Origin of the sequence: Singulisphaera chitinilytica, from assembly GCF_049331405.1 — a bacterium.
Lineage (GTDB): Bacteria > Planctomycetota > Planctomycetia > Isosphaerales > Isosphaeraceae > PoT.
Genome location: NZ_CP186274.1, coordinates 6,069,969 through 6,084,778, shown reverse-complemented (window position 1 = coordinate 6,084,778; position 14,810 = coordinate 6,069,969). Strand labels below are relative to the sequence as shown.

Annotated in this window: 17 protein-coding genes and 1 tRNA gene; 8 read left to right on the top strand and 10 right to left on the bottom strand. The window is 65.6% G+C overall.

Going from position 1 to position 14,810, the window contains the following annotated elements; genetic code table 11:
- Nucleotides 1–109 precede the first annotated feature (109 nt).
- A complete protein-coding gene (locus tag ACOYYX_RS24065; RefSeq protein ID WP_422924450.1) occupies nucleotides 110–454 on the top strand; it encodes a hypothetical protein in 345 nt (114 codons plus the stop codon).
- Here the strand turns inward: ACOYYX_RS24065 and ACOYYX_RS24060 are convergent.
- From ACOYYX_RS24060 to ACOYYX_RS24045, 4 genes are all read right to left on the bottom strand, one after another.
- Complete coding sequence (locus ACOYYX_RS24060) at nucleotides 435–749, bottom strand: hypothetical protein (protein WP_422924448.1); 315 nt, start codon at nucleotides 747–749, stop codon at nucleotides 435–437. The genes ACOYYX_RS24065 and ACOYYX_RS24060 overlap by 20 nt on opposite strands.
- Nucleotides 750–805: 56 nt before the next feature.
- Entirely contained in the window at nucleotides 806–1,102 is a 297-nt protein-coding gene (locus ACOYYX_RS24055; RefSeq protein ID WP_422924446.1) for a hypothetical protein, read from the bottom strand.
- Nucleotides 1,081–1,668, bottom strand: coding sequence for a hypothetical protein (locus tag ACOYYX_RS24050; protein ID WP_422924444.1), 588 nt, complete (start codon nucleotides 1,666–1,668; stop codon nucleotides 1,081–1,083). The genes ACOYYX_RS24055 and ACOYYX_RS24050 overlap by 22 nt, the downstream gene beginning before the upstream one ends.
- An 89-nt stretch (nucleotides 1,669–1,757) precedes the next feature.
- On the bottom strand, nucleotides 1,758–2,009 hold the full coding sequence (locus ACOYYX_RS24045) for a hypothetical protein (RefSeq protein WP_422924443.1): 252 nt from the start codon (nucleotides 2,007–2,009) through the stop codon (nucleotides 1,758–1,760).
- A 244-nt stretch (nucleotides 2,010–2,253) separates the two neighbouring features.
- On the opposite strand from ACOYYX_RS24045, the gene ACOYYX_RS24040 reads away from it, so the two are divergent.
- From ACOYYX_RS24040 to ACOYYX_RS24015, 6 genes are all read left to right on the top strand, one after another.
- Nucleotides 2,254–2,610, top strand: coding sequence for a hypothetical protein (locus ACOYYX_RS24040; RefSeq protein WP_422924441.1), 357 nt, complete (start codon nucleotides 2,254–2,256; stop codon nucleotides 2,608–2,610).
- Between the two features lie 13 nt (nucleotides 2,611–2,623).
- Nucleotides 2,624–2,827: a hypothetical protein gene (locus ACOYYX_RS24035; RefSeq protein WP_422924440.1), complete on the top strand. Its 204-nt coding sequence runs from the start codon at nucleotides 2,624–2,626 to the stop codon at nucleotides 2,825–2,827.
- Entirely contained in the window at nucleotides 2,824–3,054 is a 231-nt protein-coding gene (locus ACOYYX_RS24030; protein WP_422924438.1) for a hypothetical protein, read from the top strand. The genes ACOYYX_RS24035 and ACOYYX_RS24030 overlap by 4 nt, the downstream gene beginning before the upstream one ends.
- 12 nt (nucleotides 3,055–3,066) lie before the next feature.
- Nucleotides 3,067–3,819, top strand: coding sequence for a Rad52/Rad22 family DNA repair protein (locus ACOYYX_RS24025; protein ID WP_422924436.1), 753 nt, complete (start codon nucleotides 3,067–3,069; stop codon nucleotides 3,817–3,819).
- 553 nt (nucleotides 3,820–4,372) lie between these two features.
- Nucleotides 4,373–4,819: a hypothetical protein gene (locus ACOYYX_RS24020; protein WP_422924435.1), complete on the top strand. Its 447-nt coding sequence runs from the start codon at nucleotides 4,373–4,375 to the stop codon at nucleotides 4,817–4,819.
- A 748-nt stretch (nucleotides 4,820–5,567) separates the two neighbouring features.
- On the top strand, nucleotides 5,568–5,951 hold the full coding sequence (locus tag ACOYYX_RS24015) for a hypothetical protein (RefSeq protein WP_422924433.1): 384 nt from the start codon (nucleotides 5,568–5,570) through the stop codon (nucleotides 5,949–5,951).
- 45 nt (nucleotides 5,952–5,996) lie between these two features.
- Here ACOYYX_RS24015 and ACOYYX_RS24010 read toward each other — a convergent pair.
- From ACOYYX_RS24010 to ACOYYX_RS23985, 6 genes are all read right to left on the bottom strand, one after another.
- A tRNA-Ala gene (locus ACOYYX_RS24010) sits at nucleotides 5,997–6,069 on the bottom strand.
- A gap of 84 nt (nucleotides 6,070–6,153) precedes the next feature.
- Nucleotides 6,154–8,352, bottom strand: a complete 2,199-nt coding sequence (locus tag ACOYYX_RS24005) for a glycogen debranching N-terminal domain-containing protein (protein WP_422924431.1) — start codon at nucleotides 8,350–8,352, stop codon at nucleotides 6,154–6,156.
- On the bottom strand, nucleotides 8,342–9,487 hold the full coding sequence (locus ACOYYX_RS24000; protein ID WP_422924429.1) for a glycosyltransferase family 4 protein: 1,146 nt from the start codon (nucleotides 9,485–9,487) through the stop codon (nucleotides 8,342–8,344). The genes ACOYYX_RS24005 and ACOYYX_RS24000 overlap by 11 nt, the downstream gene beginning before the upstream one ends.
- Before the next feature lie 99 nt (nucleotides 9,488–9,586).
- Nucleotides 9,587–11,008: a hypothetical protein gene (locus tag ACOYYX_RS23995; protein ID WP_422924427.1), complete on the bottom strand. Its 1,422-nt coding sequence runs from the start codon at nucleotides 11,006–11,008 to the stop codon at nucleotides 9,587–9,589.
- A 320-nt stretch (nucleotides 11,009–11,328) separates the two neighbouring features.
- Nucleotides 11,329–12,396: a zinc-binding dehydrogenase gene (locus ACOYYX_RS23990; protein WP_422924425.1), complete on the bottom strand. Its 1,068-nt coding sequence runs from the start codon at nucleotides 12,394–12,396 to the stop codon at nucleotides 11,329–11,331.
- Nucleotides 12,393–13,694 carry a DUF5690 family protein gene (locus ACOYYX_RS23985; protein ID WP_422924423.1) on the bottom strand — a complete coding sequence of 434 codons (1,302 nt, stop codon included), beginning with the start codon at nucleotides 13,692–13,694 and terminating at the stop codon, nucleotides 12,393–12,395. The genes ACOYYX_RS23990 and ACOYYX_RS23985 overlap by 4 nt, the downstream gene beginning before the upstream one ends.
- A gap of 155 nt (nucleotides 13,695–13,849) precedes the next feature.
- On the opposite strand from ACOYYX_RS23985, the gene phnX reads away from it, so the two are divergent.
- Entirely contained in the window at nucleotides 13,850–14,659 is an 810-nt protein-coding gene (gene phnX / locus ACOYYX_RS23980) for a phosphonoacetaldehyde hydrolase (RefSeq protein ID WP_422924421.1), read from the top strand.
- Nucleotides 14,660–14,810: the final 151 nt, after the last annotated feature.

Here is a 14,810-nt window from a genome sequence, read left to right as displayed (position 1 = left end):
CTGATCGGGCGAACGGCCGTGTTCTAGCGAAGCTCGGATCCTTCGTCCAGGCCTTTTGTCCTACAATTCATCCGTCACTGCCATTATGCACACGTAACGGGATCCCGCGATGAGAAGCATGTACACCCACCATGACCCGGCCGCGCGGCGGTCGCTCCACCTGGAGCTGGAGTTCGAAGCCGACCCGCCCGAACCTGCCCGGAGGCACGTATCGCCCGACCGCAGCTCGCCGGCGGAGGGGGGTGCGGTGACCTCGCTGGAGATCCTCCGCGTTCTCGGCGTCCGGCTGCTCGGCTCCGACGGGGCGATCGAGCACGAGCTATCGACCCATGACGGTTCGCTCCCGCCGGCGTGCGCGATGGCCCTGGCCCGCGAGTTCGAGGCCCGCTACGAATCGGAACCCGAGCTGGTCAAGGAGGTAGACGAGGCCTGCCTCAAGATGTCAGCGGGGTAGGCGGAATGCCGTCCCATTCGTAGAGGCGACGGCCCCGGGCTCCGGGCCGGGTGGTCATTCGATACACGTAGCCGCGAAACCTCAAATTCGCAGCCGGCTCACCCGCGCCCGTCCCGGGCTCATCGACCGCCATGACGTACTTGAAGCGTTCCGGCCATTCAACCTCGTCGACCAGGTCGATCAGCATCCCATCGGCCGGCCCGCGCACGAGCTCGATCAGGCACTTCATGATCCGGCTTCCACTGCGCTTGAAATGGCCCCGCAGACCGGGCTGACGATCGACCTGCGGGGCCATCAACGGCTATCGATATTCCTGAAGCGGGGACACTCTATCAGTAGTGTTCACCCGTGTCAATTCCACTTGTGACCAGATCGTAAAACGGCGATCAGTCTCGACCATAGCCCAGGCCTGGCCGGCGGGGCATCGATCCTGCGGAGGTAGTATGCGGCAGCGAAGTAGCTGCGGAAGATCATCGGCTCGACGCCGGGGCGGAGCACGATGGCGCAGCCGCAGACGTAGGTCATCAACTTGGCCCGGCCGAAGTTATATTCCCGGCCCGTCGCATACTCGTCGTGCCGGGGGCAGAAATCCCACAGGTGATCGAGCTCGGGGCGTTTCCGCCGCCTCACGGCTTGCAGGTCGCACATGCACGACTGCCCTTCGTCGTCAAGGCTTTGTACAACGTAACAGAGACGACAGGGATATCCTCGTCATCGTCGTCGTCGCCCTCGAGCAGTTCGCATTTGGCCCGGTGATACATCCGCCCGCCCAACCTAGCATAGACCGTGCAATCGAGATTCTTAGCTGCCTTCTTCTCGTCGAAGGCGGGATACTTTGGCTCTGCCCACTTCTCGGCCAAGCCCTTCGCGAAGACAACCTTCACCTCTTGGAGCGAAGTCTTATGGTCCCTGGCTATGGTTTGTTCAAGCTCTTCTAAAGTCTTAAGTCGATAGACGATGCTCGCTGCCGCTTCCGTTTTAGAACGCAGGTCGAAGACGTGTTTCGTTTGCCAAAGCGAGAGTTGGTCGGCAACCATGAGGTCATGCCAAATCTTTAACTGTTTGAGCTTGAGTCTCTCCTCGTCTGACAGGAACGATTCTTTGGTCGCAGTCTTGTCCTTTTCTTCCCCACCCTTCTTTGCTTTACCATCGAAGCCAGACGATAGGATTGCCAGCGTGCAGATGCCCAGGCATGCGTACAAACGTATTCGCATCACGCACCTCACCTTATGTCAAGTTGGATACCGCGTGGATACGGTATCCGCTCAACAAGGCGCGGGCAACGTAGTACCAGGCTGTCTCGTCACTCCTCTGGCGGCTCCTCCCGATAGTCCACCTCTTTAGCGAACGCCTTCAGGGCCCGGATGATGACATCCGTTTTTGAGATGCCAGGGAATCCGAACTTCCGACGGCAATGATCGACCAGCCCCAAGAACCACTGTGAGAATGCTGGCGTTGCCTTGAAGGCAGCGATCATTTCTTTCAGCGGTCCTGTACTCTTGGGCCTACCGCCGGCTCCCCTGCGTCTCTTGGGCTCGGTCATTGTCGACAGCATCCCCACCTCCTTCTGGACCTTCGTGAGACCCAAGTATAACGGCTGAAGTCACCGGCTAAAGAAGAGACACATTGTTCACCATTCAGGATATTCCCGGTTAACTTGAAAATCAAGTTTGACATTGAAGTTAGTTTTGGTTAAACTGAAACTCACTGGACGACATCTTCTCGGCCAGCCAATGAAAAACCCCGTGGGTGTCGCCAAACACCCACGGGGCCAGTGATCTAACCGGAGATTGCAAGCAGTGTCCACTTTAACAGCATTTCTCGACGAGGTCAAAGACGACGGAGAGGCCGGGCTCGACGAGCCCTGGTCGAGCATCAACCATTCGGGCCACGACGGCGACCCGCCCGTCGAGGGCCTCATCACATTCCAGGAGTGGCTCCGGATCGAGGCCGGCCGCATCCGCAACCGCGGCGGGTCCGCTTCCGAATGGCTCGCCGGCCGGATCGACGAGCTGGCGGACGAGGCCCGCAGGCTCTCGGCGTCGTGCCCGGCGGAGTTCGACGACCGCCAGCTCCAGCTCGAGGAGTGGACGGCGGACGAGCTGCGGGCGGAAGGGTACTACTCGGCCGAGTGCTCCATGACGCCCTGGTTCTGAGAGGAGAGATCCCGTGCGTCCCTTCCCGGAAACCAAGCCGACGTCGCTCCTGGCCGACTACCTCAACGCGGACTCGGATGTCCACGTCAAGAGCCAGGCCCGGGCCCTGGCCCACGCCGCTTATCGGAAGGCGTTGAAGGAAGAACGGACCGCCAAGGCCCGGGCCGAGGCCCTGCGGGTCAAGGCCTGGGAGGCCATGAAGATCGGGACCGCATGAACACGAACCCGGCGGCGGTTGCCCTGCTCGCGGACCACGACCTGGTCGACCACCTCGCCCAGCTCCGGGCCGCTCTCATGACCCAGCTCGCCGACGTCGCGCCCGAGTTCCATCGGGCCGACGACGCCTGGCTCCTGACCGTCATCCGCATGTACACGGCCGAGCTCGAGCGGCGTGCCGCCCGGGCCCGGGCCGTCCGGACACTCGAAGCCGTCCTCACTGCCTGATAGGAGATCACGATGCCCACGCAATTCGCCGAGCTGTTCGCCGCCTTGACCGTCCCGTTCGTCGGCAAGGAAGTGAAGGAACGTCCCCAGTCCAAACAAGGCAGCCGCACGCTCTCATATATCACGGCTCGCACGGTCATGAACCGGCTAGATGCCGTGCTCGGGCCCGAGAATTGGTGGGATGCCTACCGCCCCGGCCAGAACTCGGTCATTTGCGAGCTGACGATCCGCCTGCCGGACGGGTCGACCATCACGAAGTCGGACGCCGGGGGGTACGCGGGCATGTCCGACGCCGGCGACGACGAGAAGTCCGGCATGAGCGACGCCTTCAAGCGCGCCGCCGTGAAGTTCGGGATCGGTCGCCATCTCTACGGCGACGGCGTCACCGTCTACGGGCCGGCCCCGAGCACTCCGCCAAGGCCGGCGCAGGTCGAACGCAACCCCAACGGCCACCAGGGCGGGAAACCTCGAGGTCAGCATCCCGGCCCCCGCCCGCCGCAACCCCAGCAGCCGCCCCAACCTCAGCCGAACGGCAATTGCCCGCCCGACGGCAAGGCGCTTTACGCCTGGGTCTGCGACCAGGACAAGAAGTTCAACCTCGGGCTACTCAAGTTCCTGAACCAGTGGGCCAAGGGTATGCGGTACCCGGGCCGCATGATCGACTGGAATTACGCCCAGGTCGAGGAGGCGTATTACAAGGCCGTGTACCGGCTTGAGCATCCCGAGTCCCAAGAGTCACCCTATGAAGAGGCACTCCGAAATTGAGCCGCGACACTGGCCCAGAATCTAGGACAGCTTACCCAAACTGCCTGCACTGCGGGGAGCCGATCACACGGGGCGACTTGATCCGGGCCCGCAGGGCGGACCTCCGCCCGATCGGCCTCCACATCGAATGTGCCATCCGCCTGGCGGTCGGCTCCACCAGCGAGCAGCTCGGGGGATCCGCGGAGGACGCCCCGGGCCTGACCCGCCGCCAGTTGGCGAGGGATGCCCAGAGGGTTTTCCGGCGTCTTGAATCCGAGAGGAACTAGGTTGCATGGAAAGCAGTTGCGCACGCTGGGCCGGCACGAGCCCAGGTCGCAAGGCGAGGGTTGAGCCGGTTTTGTGTTCTTCGAAAGCCGCCCGGCGTGAGGGAGGGAATCGGGTGGGGAAAGCCCGTGGACTTGTGCCGAAGATGGCGGAAGTGTATCTTTCGAGAGGTTCGGGAAGCGCGACCGCGAATCACGCGACCCGAGATTTACAACCCTACTGATTGCCTTTCACGGGTGTCTCTACCAAAAGCTGCCCGCGATCGGCCGAACCAAAGATCAGAATGTCCATGACAACCCGACCAGCGTCAAGGGCCTCTGGCTCTGGCGTGGAAGATACGCCTGCGAACGGGCGTTCACCACGTCGCCAATCCTACCCAGATCTTGGCCCGCACGTCAAGCCGACGGCGCCTCAAATCCCCTTCAAGCCGTGCGAACCCACCGAGGCGGAACTCGCGCTCCCCTCGTATCGCAAGCTACCCCCGTTGACGGTCAAGCGGTTCATCGCCGCCCAGATGCAGGTGCTCGATTACATGATCGAGTGCGGCCGGGAGGTCACGGCCGGCGAGCTCCACGGCTATGTGCTCGGCCGGTTCACCGGCGACCAGAAGGCCGCGATCATGGGCGCCCTCGTTCGCTCCGGGCTCGTCACGGTCCGGACCGAAACCCCTCTCGAGCTCGGGGACCGACGCCGTCGCGTCTTCCGCATCGACCGGCCGGAAGGGGGCAAGCGGTGACGACCATCGCCCCATACCTCCCGGGGCTCGAGGACGCTTCGCCGCCGCGAAGCTGGCCGGAGGCGTTCGAGGTCCTGCGACGCCACCCTGCGAAGCTGGCGATCATGAAGGCCCTTGCCGTTCTCTCCCGGGGACAACAAAGCACCCTCGCGACCAACGCGATGATCCTCCTGGAGGTGGGGGGCACCGAGCGTTCGCTCTACCTCCACCTCGACCAGCTCGAGGCCAAGTTCGGGCTCATCGAGCGGGTGAAACACAAGTCGACCAAGAGCCGCCGACGCATCCGATTCCCTTTCCTCGTACAGGAGTCGGAAACGACTCACGCCACCCTGCTACAAGAGTCAGAAAAGGGTGAAGGTGACTTTCACCCATGGGTGAAGGTGACTTTCACCCATGGGCGCAAGTCATCTTCACCCATGGGTGAAGATGACTTTCACCCATCGCCTCCTATTGAGCGCACGGGCGGGCGCGCGTCTGAATTCAATTCAATGAATTCAGAAGGAGAAACGTTAACGTTGGCTCCGCCCGTGAAAACCGAAGACATTCGGACGCCCGAGGCGGACCCCCCGGCGGCGCCGGAGCCGGCCCCCGGCCCGACGCCCGAGGAGGTCGCCGCGCTCGAGGCCGCGGTCAAACGGGGCGGGCGGGATGGCAGGATCGCGAGCTGGCACCTCAAGATGCTCGCGGAGCCGATGACGCCCCCGCCGCCCCGCAGGGTCGTGGCCCCGCGCCGGTCGCGCGGCCGTCCGTGGCGCCGCGACACGTCGAGACGGTGGACCTGCTCCGGCGCCTGGACTCGCCGACCGGGCCGGAGGCGGTGGAGGAGGCCGCGCGTCGCCTCGCGACGAAGCTCGATGACGAGCATTCGCTGGGGCTCTATCGAGGTTTTTGCTCGCGGGCCGCGAGCGGTGAGTTGAAGCCGAAGACGCTCATATCGGCGTTGAAGCGGGCCATGAGCGGGACGTGCGAGAAGCCGGGGGCCGTGTTCACGTCATTCGTGAACGAGCATGCGACGCGCATGAAAAAACCGGCCGTCGGGGTCTCTACCAAAGCTCCCGACGGCCGGCCAAAGATCAGCGGTGCGATCCCTACTGAACAGCATTATACCATGCCCCGGAGGGTAGGTCAATGATCGTAAAGCAGGGCGACACATCGGTTTGCGAGGCCAATGCGTCAGTGGAGCGGACCGGGATCGAACCGGCAACCTTCGCATTGCGAACGCGACGCTCTCCCAATTGAGCTACCGCCCCTTTCGTTCGAATGGTCACAGATTAACTTCCCATGCGTCGTGACGCAAGGTGATGTGGCAGCTTTCTCGACGATTTCGGGCGCAACTACTTGGTGACGAGGATGTCGACGGGGCCTTCGCGGCGGAGGACGCTCACGCTCACGTCGTCGGAGCGGCGGTCAAGGCGGAGGTCGACCGACGTGCCCGCGACGGAGAGGTTGCGGATCTCGACCCGGCTCAGGAAGGTCGGGAGCTGCGGCTGGGTGAACCAGACTTGGGACTCACCGGCCTGGATGCGGAGGCCGAGGCAGGCTTGCAGGAGCAGGAAGATCGAGCCGGCCGACCAGGCTTGCGGGGCGCAGGCGACGGGGTAGGGGGTCGGGCCTTCCATCGGGACGCGGGGGAAGCCGCAGAAGAGCTCGGGCATCCGGTTCAGGTCGAAGTAGGTGCCGGCCTCGAACTGGGCGGTCAGGACGCGGACGGCCAGGTCTTGCAGGCCGTAACGCGAGAAGCCATAAGCGATCAGGGCGTTGTCGTGCGGCCAGATCGAGCCCGTGTGGTAGGCCATCGGGTTGTAGCGCACCTCGCGGGATGAGAGCGTTCGGATGCCCCAGCCGGAGAAGAGGTCGGGGGCCATCAGGCCGGACGCCACGCGCAAGGCTCGGTCGGGGTCGACGATGCCGGCGAAGAGGCAGTGGCCGACGTTCGATGAGCGGACCCGGCACGGCCGCTTGTCGCCGTCGAGGGCGAGCGCGTAGGTGCCGAGGTCCTCGCACCAGAACTGCTCCTCGAAGCGGTGCTGGAGCAGCTCCGCCTGCTGGAAGAGCAGGGAGGCCCGATCCTGCTGGCCGAGGGCCTCGGCGAGGACGGAGCCCGCGCGTTTGGCGGAGTAGACGTAGCCCTGGACCTCGCAGAGGGCGATCGGGCCCAGGGCGAGGCTGCCGTCGTCGTGGCAGATCGCGTCGTCCGAGTCCTTCCAGCCCTGGTGGATCAGGCCGTCGACGGCGGCTCGCTGGTACTCGACGAAGCCATCGCCGTCGAGGTCGCCATGGGCGTCGATCCAATTCAGGGCGGCCTCGACGTGAGGCCAGAGAGTTTTGATGAACGGGAGGTCGCCGCTCCGCTCGTAGTAGGCTCCGGCCAGGAGGATGAACAGGGGCGTGGCGTCGACGCTGCCGTAGTAGCGCCCGAAGGGCATCTCCTTGAGCACGGCCATCTCGCCGTTGCGGGTCTCGTGGAGGATCTTGCCGGGCTCGGCGTCCTGATCGGGGATCCGCTCGGTCGCCTGCGTGGCGGCGAGGTAGGCGAGGACGCCCCGGGCAAACTCCGGGCGCCACCAGAGACATTCCAACGCCGTGATGATCCCGTCGCGCCCGAAGGGCGTGTTGAACCAAGGGACCCCTGCGTACGGATAAGGGCCCGTGGGCATCTCGGTCGTGAGCATCTGGAGGTCGGAGTCGGCGCGACTCACCCAGGCGTCGAACCGGCCGTCGGAGGATTTCAGGCGACAGGCTCCGAGCTTCTGGGTCATGAGGCTCGCCTCGGCGGCCTTGCGAGCCTCGTTGAAGCTGGGGGGCTCGGGGCGGTCGGAGCCTCGCCAGCAGGCGACGGTCAGTTCGACGGTGGTCTCGCTCCCCGAGTCGAGTTCCAGGTCCATGCGGGCGGAGTCGGCCGTGACCCGGACGGAGCGAGGGGCGAACCGTATCAGGGTTCGACGCTCGACGCCGTCGAGCCCCTCGTAGCCGAGGATTACCGAGTCGTCGAGGACCTCGGGGGGCAGGTCGCGGCCTCGGGCCTTGCGGGCCATGCCGCGGACCTCGAAGATGTCGGCGAAGTCGGCGAGGAACCGCCATTGCAGGGTCGCCACCACCGGCTCGAGCCCGTGGTTCTTGACCCAGAGCCGCCAGAAACCGCTCCCATTCCACAGGAAGACCTTGAGCCCCAGGTAGAGCGTGCCGAGCGGCACCTCGATCCGGCCGTCGCGGACCTCATCCGGGTTCGTGAGCGAGACGGACAGCAGGTCGTTCTCGTCGCGAACGGTCGACCCCAGGCAGAACGGGCGGCGGCCATCGAGTTCGAGCTCCAGGCGCGAGAGATAACGCGTGCCTTCGTGGTAGAGGCCCTCCTCGCCCAGACCGGCCGGCTTGATCTGGCCGAAGTGGTCGAAGACGGCGAACGTATCGGCATGTTTGAGGACTCTCGTCCGCTCGTCTGCCGCGCCCGAGGCGGCGAGGACGTGGTGCGGATCCCCCTGGGAAGGATGCGTCGCCTGCGGAGGTGTCAATCCCTTGAAGTTATCGGCCACGGGCGTTCTGCCTCCGGGTGACCGGCCCGAGCAGGCCGAACGAGCGATGATCCGAGGGGGTCGGGACGAGTCGCAACGATGGGCGCGCGACATGCCCTTCGACCTCAGCGCCGGCGATCCCCCGGCGATAGATCTCGAGGTAGTCGCGGGCCATCCGCGCGGCCTCGAATCGTTGGAGGAAGACCTCGCGGCAGGCTCGACGATCCAGGCTATCGACCCGCTCCAACGCATTCACCGCCTGGTCTGCGTCGTCGACGACGAAGCCCGTCAGGCCGTCCGACATCACCTCGGGGACCGAGCCACGGCGGAAGGCGACGACGGGGGTGCCGCAGGCCATCGCCTCGATCATCACCAGGCCGAAGGGTTCGTCCCAGCGGATCGGGAAGAGCAGGGCCCGGGCGTTCCCGAGGAAGTCGTCCTTGGTCCGGCCGCCGACCTCGCCGACGAACTCGACCCAGGGCGAGGCCCGAAAAAGAGGCTCGAGGACCTGCTCGAAGTAGGGGCGTTCCTCGGGGTAGATCTTCGCGGCCACGCGCAAGGGCATGCCGGCGCGTTCGGCGATCTCGACGGCCTGCTCGACCCCCTTCTCGGGCGAGAGCCGGCCGAGGAACGCGAGGTAGTCGCCCGGGGTTTCGCGGAACGTGAAGAGGTCGCGGGGCAGGCCGTGGTAGACGGTGCCTTGCCAGTTCGCCCCCGGGATAGGCCGCCGCTGGTCGTCGGAGATCGAGACGAGCGGGACCTCGGGATAGGCCTCGAACAAGGGCCGCTGATCCGGCTCGTGGAGGCGGCCATGCAGCGTCGTCACAGTGGGGCACGAGAGCCGGCCCACGATCGGAAAGTGGAGGTAGTCGAGGTGGAAGTGGATCACGTCGAACCTCGAAGATTCGCGCGCCACCAGCTCCAGGAGCCGCACGTGATGCGGCAGGGTCTCGCGGCAGGACGGTTCGCCCCAAAGGGCCCGCGGGCAGCCGGGGACGAGCCGGGCGCTCGTCTGCGAGTCGCCGCTGCCGAACAGCGTGACCTCGTGCCCTTGCTGGACCAGTTCCTCGATCAAGTACGAAATCACCCGCTCCGTCCCGCCATACAGGGTCGGGGGGACGCTCTCGAAGAGCGGGGCCACCTGGGCAATCCTCATGCGATCTCCTCGGCCTCTCGGGGCCCGATCAAGGAGGGTGCATCGACCTCGGTGCCGCTCAATGATTTCATCAACACAACTAGCACTATCCCAATCAGCTCAAGACTTGCGGGGGTTGCGGACACGTGTCCTCGGCAGGCCGGCGCGGTCCTTCTGGAAGTAGCAGATCTCGACGAGGGTCGGCCAGAGCTCGATCGAGCCCTTGATGACGGTCACGACATCGTCGACGATCCGCAGCAGGTTCTGATGGAAGAAGTCGGGCTCGAAGCCGTAGAACGACTTCTGGAGGTTGGCGGCGAAGACCCGGAGGGCCTCGGCCCGTTCGGAGGTGGTCGCGGTCTGGGCGGCCTCGAGGGCCCGCCGGTGCATGGTCGCGACCTTGTCGAGGATCTCGTTGGCGTCGTCGGCCGTGACGGTGCCGTCGTAGTCGAAGGCGATCCCCAACTCGTCCACGCGCGTCAGCGACCCCTTGATCTTGCGCTTGAGGAGGTTCGAGACCTCCTCGTTGAAGATCTCGGAGGCCACCGGATTCCGCATGTAATTACTTTTTGTGTGGTTCTGGGCGGCATCGACGTGCGCGGCGGCGATCCCCGGCTGCTGGATCCAGAGTCGATAGATGTAATCTTCAAATCGAAGCCGGGTGGGGAAGAACGGCGGCAGGCCGAACGTGTTGTCATACGCGGCGACGCCGCAATCCATCCGCCAGTTCTTGCTCGTGACCGCCGGGCGGAAGTTCACCAGGACGTAAAGCTCGTTGAGGTCGTCGGGGTCGAGTTGCTCGTCGTTGGAGAGGAAGAGCTCGGCGAAGTCGAGGGCGTCGATGTCGTTCGTGCCCGAGCGGAACGTCTGGGCCATCTTGATGACCTCGTCGTCGGCGACGGCCCCGCGTTCGACGAGGACCGAGTTCTCCCTGGCGAGCCCCTTGGAGACATTCGTCTCCAGCTCCATGGCGGTGTCGACGAGCATCTCCCCCTTCTCGTAGTAATCGGGCACGTCGGCCACGCGCTTGCCGAGGACGTCGAGGAACGAGCCGAGGATGTCGAACGACTTGCGCCCGTAGCCGTTCTGCCCCGACCGATGCAGGCGGCCCCGGCAGACCTCGCCCTCGGCCAAGGACTCGAGGCTGTGCTCCATCAAGGCATAAGGCCGCATGTCGTCGTCGGAGCTGACCATGAACGAGCCGAGCGTGTACATCAGGGTGAAGTTGCGGTTCCCGCCGTAGCTCGGGCGGAAGAGGTTCTTCACGAGGGATTCGAGCCGCTTGTCGCGCAGGCGTTGGTTCAGATAGCCGAGGAATTGCTCCTTCTCACTCGGGCCGACGTAGAAGAGTTCGGAGTGGGTCTTGGTCTGTTCGAGCAGGGGGAAATACTTCTCCTGCGCCGCGGGGCTCGAGTCGTCGAAGATGATGATGTCGGGCGTGTGCCCGTTCCGCCAGAAATGCTCGTCGTACTCGGTGACCGTCTCGCCCACGTCGCGGAGGCGGTACGTGGGGATCGCGAAGAGGAGGTCGCGGGCGTGCATCGTCTTTCCTTGCCGAATGCGAGGGCCTTGGCCGTCGAGAGCGCCTCGTGAGTTCGCAGACCGACCGGCCCTCGGCGTCGCCCCTCATGAAGGACGACGCCGATGGAGGACCGGGCTCGCTCTCGTTGAGGCGAGGACAATGCACTGAGAATGCCAGCGGGGCGCGGGACGTCCTAAGACCCTTGCACTACGGGATTAACGCGCAAGGGGCGAAAGAGGTCTGGGGATGGTTCCCCATGCAAGTTGCCCGATGGGACTCGCACCCTGCACGATCGGCGGGTTGAGATATGAAGGCATTCCACGCGATCAGGCGGGACGGCTCACGGCCGGATTCCGTAGCGGAGGGCTCCGGCGGGCGAGGCGACGAGGGCATCGAGTGCGTCGAGCGGCTGCCAGGCCGAGACGAGGCTGGCGAGCGGATACTTGCGATGATTCGCCGCGAGGAAGTTGAGCGCCGCGTGCAGATGCCTCGGCGCGTAGTTGTGAACGCCCCTTAATGTGAGACAGCCGCGGACGAGCTTCTCGGGGTGGATAGGGACCGGATCCGTCGGGAAGACCGAGCCGACCAGCACGAGAGTGCCCCCGGTCGCGAGCAAGGGTAGGGCCCCCTCGATCGCCCGCGGGTCGCCCGAGAGTTCGAGGACGACGTCGATGCCTCGACGGCCGGTGGCCTCGGCGATGGTCAAGGCAAATTGCGTGGGCGTGCAGGTCCGCGTCGCACCAAACCCAACGGCGACGGCCAGCCTCGCTTCGTCCCGGTCGCAGACGATCGTCTCGCGAGCCCCCGACTCGCGCGACCAGGCGGAGGCGGTCACGCCGAGCATGCCTGCGCCGAGCACCAGCACGGTCCGGCCGGCGATCGGCCCCGCGGCCTCGAGCGCGGCGGCGATCGTCGCGGTGGCGCAGCTCGAAGGGCAGGCGACCTCGTCGGGGATCTCGTCGGGGACGCGATAGATGGCCGTGCCGGGCGCGAGCAGGCAGTGGTCGGCGAGTCCCCCCGCCAGTTCCCTGCCGGGGCGGAGCGGCTCGTGGCCGTACTTGAAGCCACGCTCGCATTTCTGGGGCAGGTCGCGATGGCAATAGTAGCAGTCGCCGCAGCTCGCGACGATGGCCCAGGTGACGCGGTCGCCTTCACGGAGAGGCAGGCCGGCCTCGTCGATGCGCGAAGCCTCCGGCCCGAAGGCGATGACCCGGCCGAGGATCTCATGCCCGAGGATCGTGGGGACGGGCACAGAGCGTCGCCCGTGGATGCTGTGGAGGTCGCTGCCGCAGAGCGTGCAGGCGATCACCTCGACGAGGATCTCCGTCTCTCGAGGGGAGGGCAGGGGCCATTCCACGAAGTCAAAAGGCCGACCCACGCCCCGGAAGACCGCGCCCCTGGCGTTCATGCCAACGCCTCCTCTGCGGCTGGCCGACGCGAGGGCGAGGCGAAGTAGGCCCAGCCGACGATTAGGCTAAGGAGCGTCATCAGTCCGATCACCCACCAGGCGTTCATGAAGAAATGCAGAGGATTCGCCCGCACCGGCAGCCAGCCCTTCGCCAGCACGAGCGAGGCATACGCCATGTAACCGGCGGCATCGGCGACGTAGAGCAAAAAGCCCAGGTTGCTGCGGTCGCGAGTCATGGCGATCAGCCGCTCGAAGATGGTCGTGTGGATGGCCACGTAAGGCAAATATAACCCGAGGCCGAGCAATACCATGAACGGGAACGGGGCGATCAGGCCCGCCTGCCGACCCGCGAGGGCGGCGATCATCAGGAGGCTCCCCGCCAGCCCCACGCCGATCGCGCCGAAGAACGCGCGGCGGTTGTCGACGATCAGGATGCTCAGGCCGTTGGCGAGCAGGACGCCGAGGGCCACGAAGATCTCGGATTTCGCGAAGGTCGCGGGCACCACGTGCACCCTCATCGCCTTCCAGATCTCGGGCGCGAAATCGGCCCGGATGCCCCTGGCGATCGTAACCCAGAGATAGGCCGCGACGACCGCCATGATCCCGAATCCGTGCCGACGCAGCATCGCCAGGCGATCGGCACGGGTCATCGGCAGGCGTTCGCTGCGATGAGCGAGGTCCGCCTCGTCGGGAGGCGGGATCTTGCCGAGCATCCACACGAACAGAAGGCTCGGAAACGCGAAGATCAGGCCCGCGGCGGCGGGCATCCAACGCTCGGAGACTCCCAGGCCGAGCAGCCAGGTCCCGACCGACTTGCAGAGGCCGTCGGCCAGGATGAAGCTGGCGCAGAGACCGGCGGTGAGGGCCTCGGTGTGGCGACGCCCTTCGAGGAACCCGACCACGAGGCCGAAGACGATCCCCAGCGCGAGCCCGTTGAAGAACAGCGCCGCGACATGCAAGGGCGACGGAGCCGCGCCGAACAGGACGAGCGCAACCTCAGCAGCGGCGAGGAGCGCCACGATCCAGAGGGCCCGGCGTTCCGGTGGCATCTCGGCGACCACGCGGATGCCGGCGAACTTCGCCAGCATGTAGCCGAGGATCTGCGACGCCACCAGCATGTTCTTCTCGGCGACGCCCCAGACGGTCCCATCGACGAAGACTGCCGCCGTCCAGGGCTTGCGGAAGGCGTACGTGCAGAAATAGGCGCCGAAGGCCGCGACAACCGCCCAGCACGAGGAAGCGAGCGGCGAGCGGGCGAGGAATGCCGAGGTCATCGGTTGCTGCAAGGTCCGGGTCATGCAAGAATCTCGTGGCGGCCGCGATCCGAGTGAAACCCTGGTCGGCCGACTCTACCCCGCCGGCGTGAAGAACTGATGTGGATGCTACGATATCGCCGAGGCTCGACGCGGATTCTCGGCGACGGCGGGGATCATCCCCCTCGGGAGAGCGAGTCATGAGCGCCCAACAGGATCGCCTGCGGGCCGTCATCTTCGACTGGGCCGGGACGACCGTCGACCACGGCAGTCGCGCCCCGGTCCGGGTCTTCGTCGAGATCTTCGAGCGGGCCGACGTCCCGATCACCGAGGCCGAGGCCCGCGGCCCGATGGGGAAGGCCAAGCGCGAGCATATCGCCTCGGTCCTCGCCCTGCCCAGGGTCTCGGCCGCCTGGGAAGATCGACACGGCAATCGGCCCGGCGAGGCCGACATCGACCGTCTGTACGAGGACTTCCTGCCCGTGCAGTCGGGCGTTTTGGCGGATCACGCCGACGTGATCCCGGGCGTGCCCGAGGTGGTCGCCGAGTGCCGACGCCGCGGCCTCAAGATCGGGGGCACGACGGGCTACACCCGCGCCTTGATGGGCGTGCTCGAGCCGATCGCTCGCGCCAACGGATATGCACCCGACGCGTCGATTTGCTCCGACGACGTCCCTGCGGGCCGCCCGGCTCCCTGGATGCTCTTCCGCGCCTCCGAGCGGCTCGGCGTCTACCCGATGTCGCGGGTCGTCGCCGTCGACGACACCCCGGTCGGCGTCGAGGCCGCCCGCAACGCCGGCGCCTGGGCCGTGGGGGTGACTCGCACCGGCAACGGCCTGGGCCTGTCGCTTGAGGAGGTCGAGCGCCTCGCCCCCCGCGAACGTGCAGAGCGCCTTGCCGCCGCGACCGCTGATCTGAAACGCGCCGGTGCCCACTTCGTCGTCGAATCCGTCGCGGACCTGATCCCGGTGCTCGACCAGGTCACAAGCTCACTTAACCCCGAGACTTAATGAACATTTAAACAATCGATTGGTCATCAAGATCCATCAGTCTTTGACTTGATTCAGTCAGACCTGGGGTAGAGGGCCCGCGACGGTGAGCAATACCCGACGCTGAGATCCATCACGTCCAGTATGGCGTTATGGCCGACCTCGTCGGTGT

Bases quoted from the DNA above. Each gene is read 5' to 3' on its own strand.
- ACOYYX_RS24065 (WP_422924450.1), top strand. From the start codon at position 110: ATGAGAAGCATGTACACCCACCATGACCCGGCCGCGCGGCGGTCGCTC.
- ACOYYX_RS24060 (WP_422924448.1), bottom strand. From the start codon at position 749: ATGGCCCCGCAGGTCGATCGTCAGCCCGGTCTGCGGGGCCATTTCAAG.
- ACOYYX_RS24055 (WP_422924446.1), bottom strand. From the start codon at position 1,102: ATGTGCGACCTGCAAGCCGTGAGGCGGCGGAAACGCCCCGAGCTCGAT.
- ACOYYX_RS24050 (WP_422924444.1), bottom strand. From the start codon at position 1,668: ATGCGAATACGTTTGTACGCATGCCTGGGCATCTGCACGCTGGCAATC.
- ACOYYX_RS24045 (WP_422924443.1), bottom strand. From the start codon at position 2,009: ATGCTGTCGACAATGACCGAGCCCAAGAGACGCAGGGGAGCCGGCGGT.
- ACOYYX_RS24030 (WP_422924438.1), top strand. From the start codon at position 2,824: ATGAACACGAACCCGGCGGCGGTTGCCCTGCTCGCGGACCACGACCTG.
- ACOYYX_RS24025 (WP_422924436.1), top strand. From the start codon at position 3,067: ATGCCCACGCAATTCGCCGAGCTGTTCGCCGCCTTGACCGTCCCGTTC.
- ACOYYX_RS24020 (WP_422924435.1), top strand. From the start codon at position 4,373: ATGACAACCCGACCAGCGTCAAGGGCCTCTGGCTCTGGCGTGGAAGAT.
- ACOYYX_RS24000 (WP_422924429.1), bottom strand. From the start codon at position 9,487: ATGAGGATTGCCCAGGTGGCCCCGCTCTTCGAGAGCGTCCCCCCGACC.
- ACOYYX_RS23995 (WP_422924427.1), bottom strand. From the start codon at position 11,008: ATGCACGCCCGCGACCTCCTCTTCGCGATCCCCACGTACCGCCTCCGC.
- ACOYYX_RS23990 (WP_422924425.1), bottom strand. From the start codon at position 12,396: ATGAACGCCAGGGGCGCGGTCTTCCGGGGCGTGGGTCGGCCTTTTGAC.
- ACOYYX_RS23985 (WP_422924423.1), bottom strand. From the start codon at position 13,694: ATGACCCGGACCTTGCAGCAACCGATGACCTCGGCATTCCTCGCCCGC.
- phnX (WP_422924421.1), top strand. From the start codon at position 13,850: ATGAGCGCCCAACAGGATCGCCTGCGGGCCGTCATCTTCGACTGGGCC.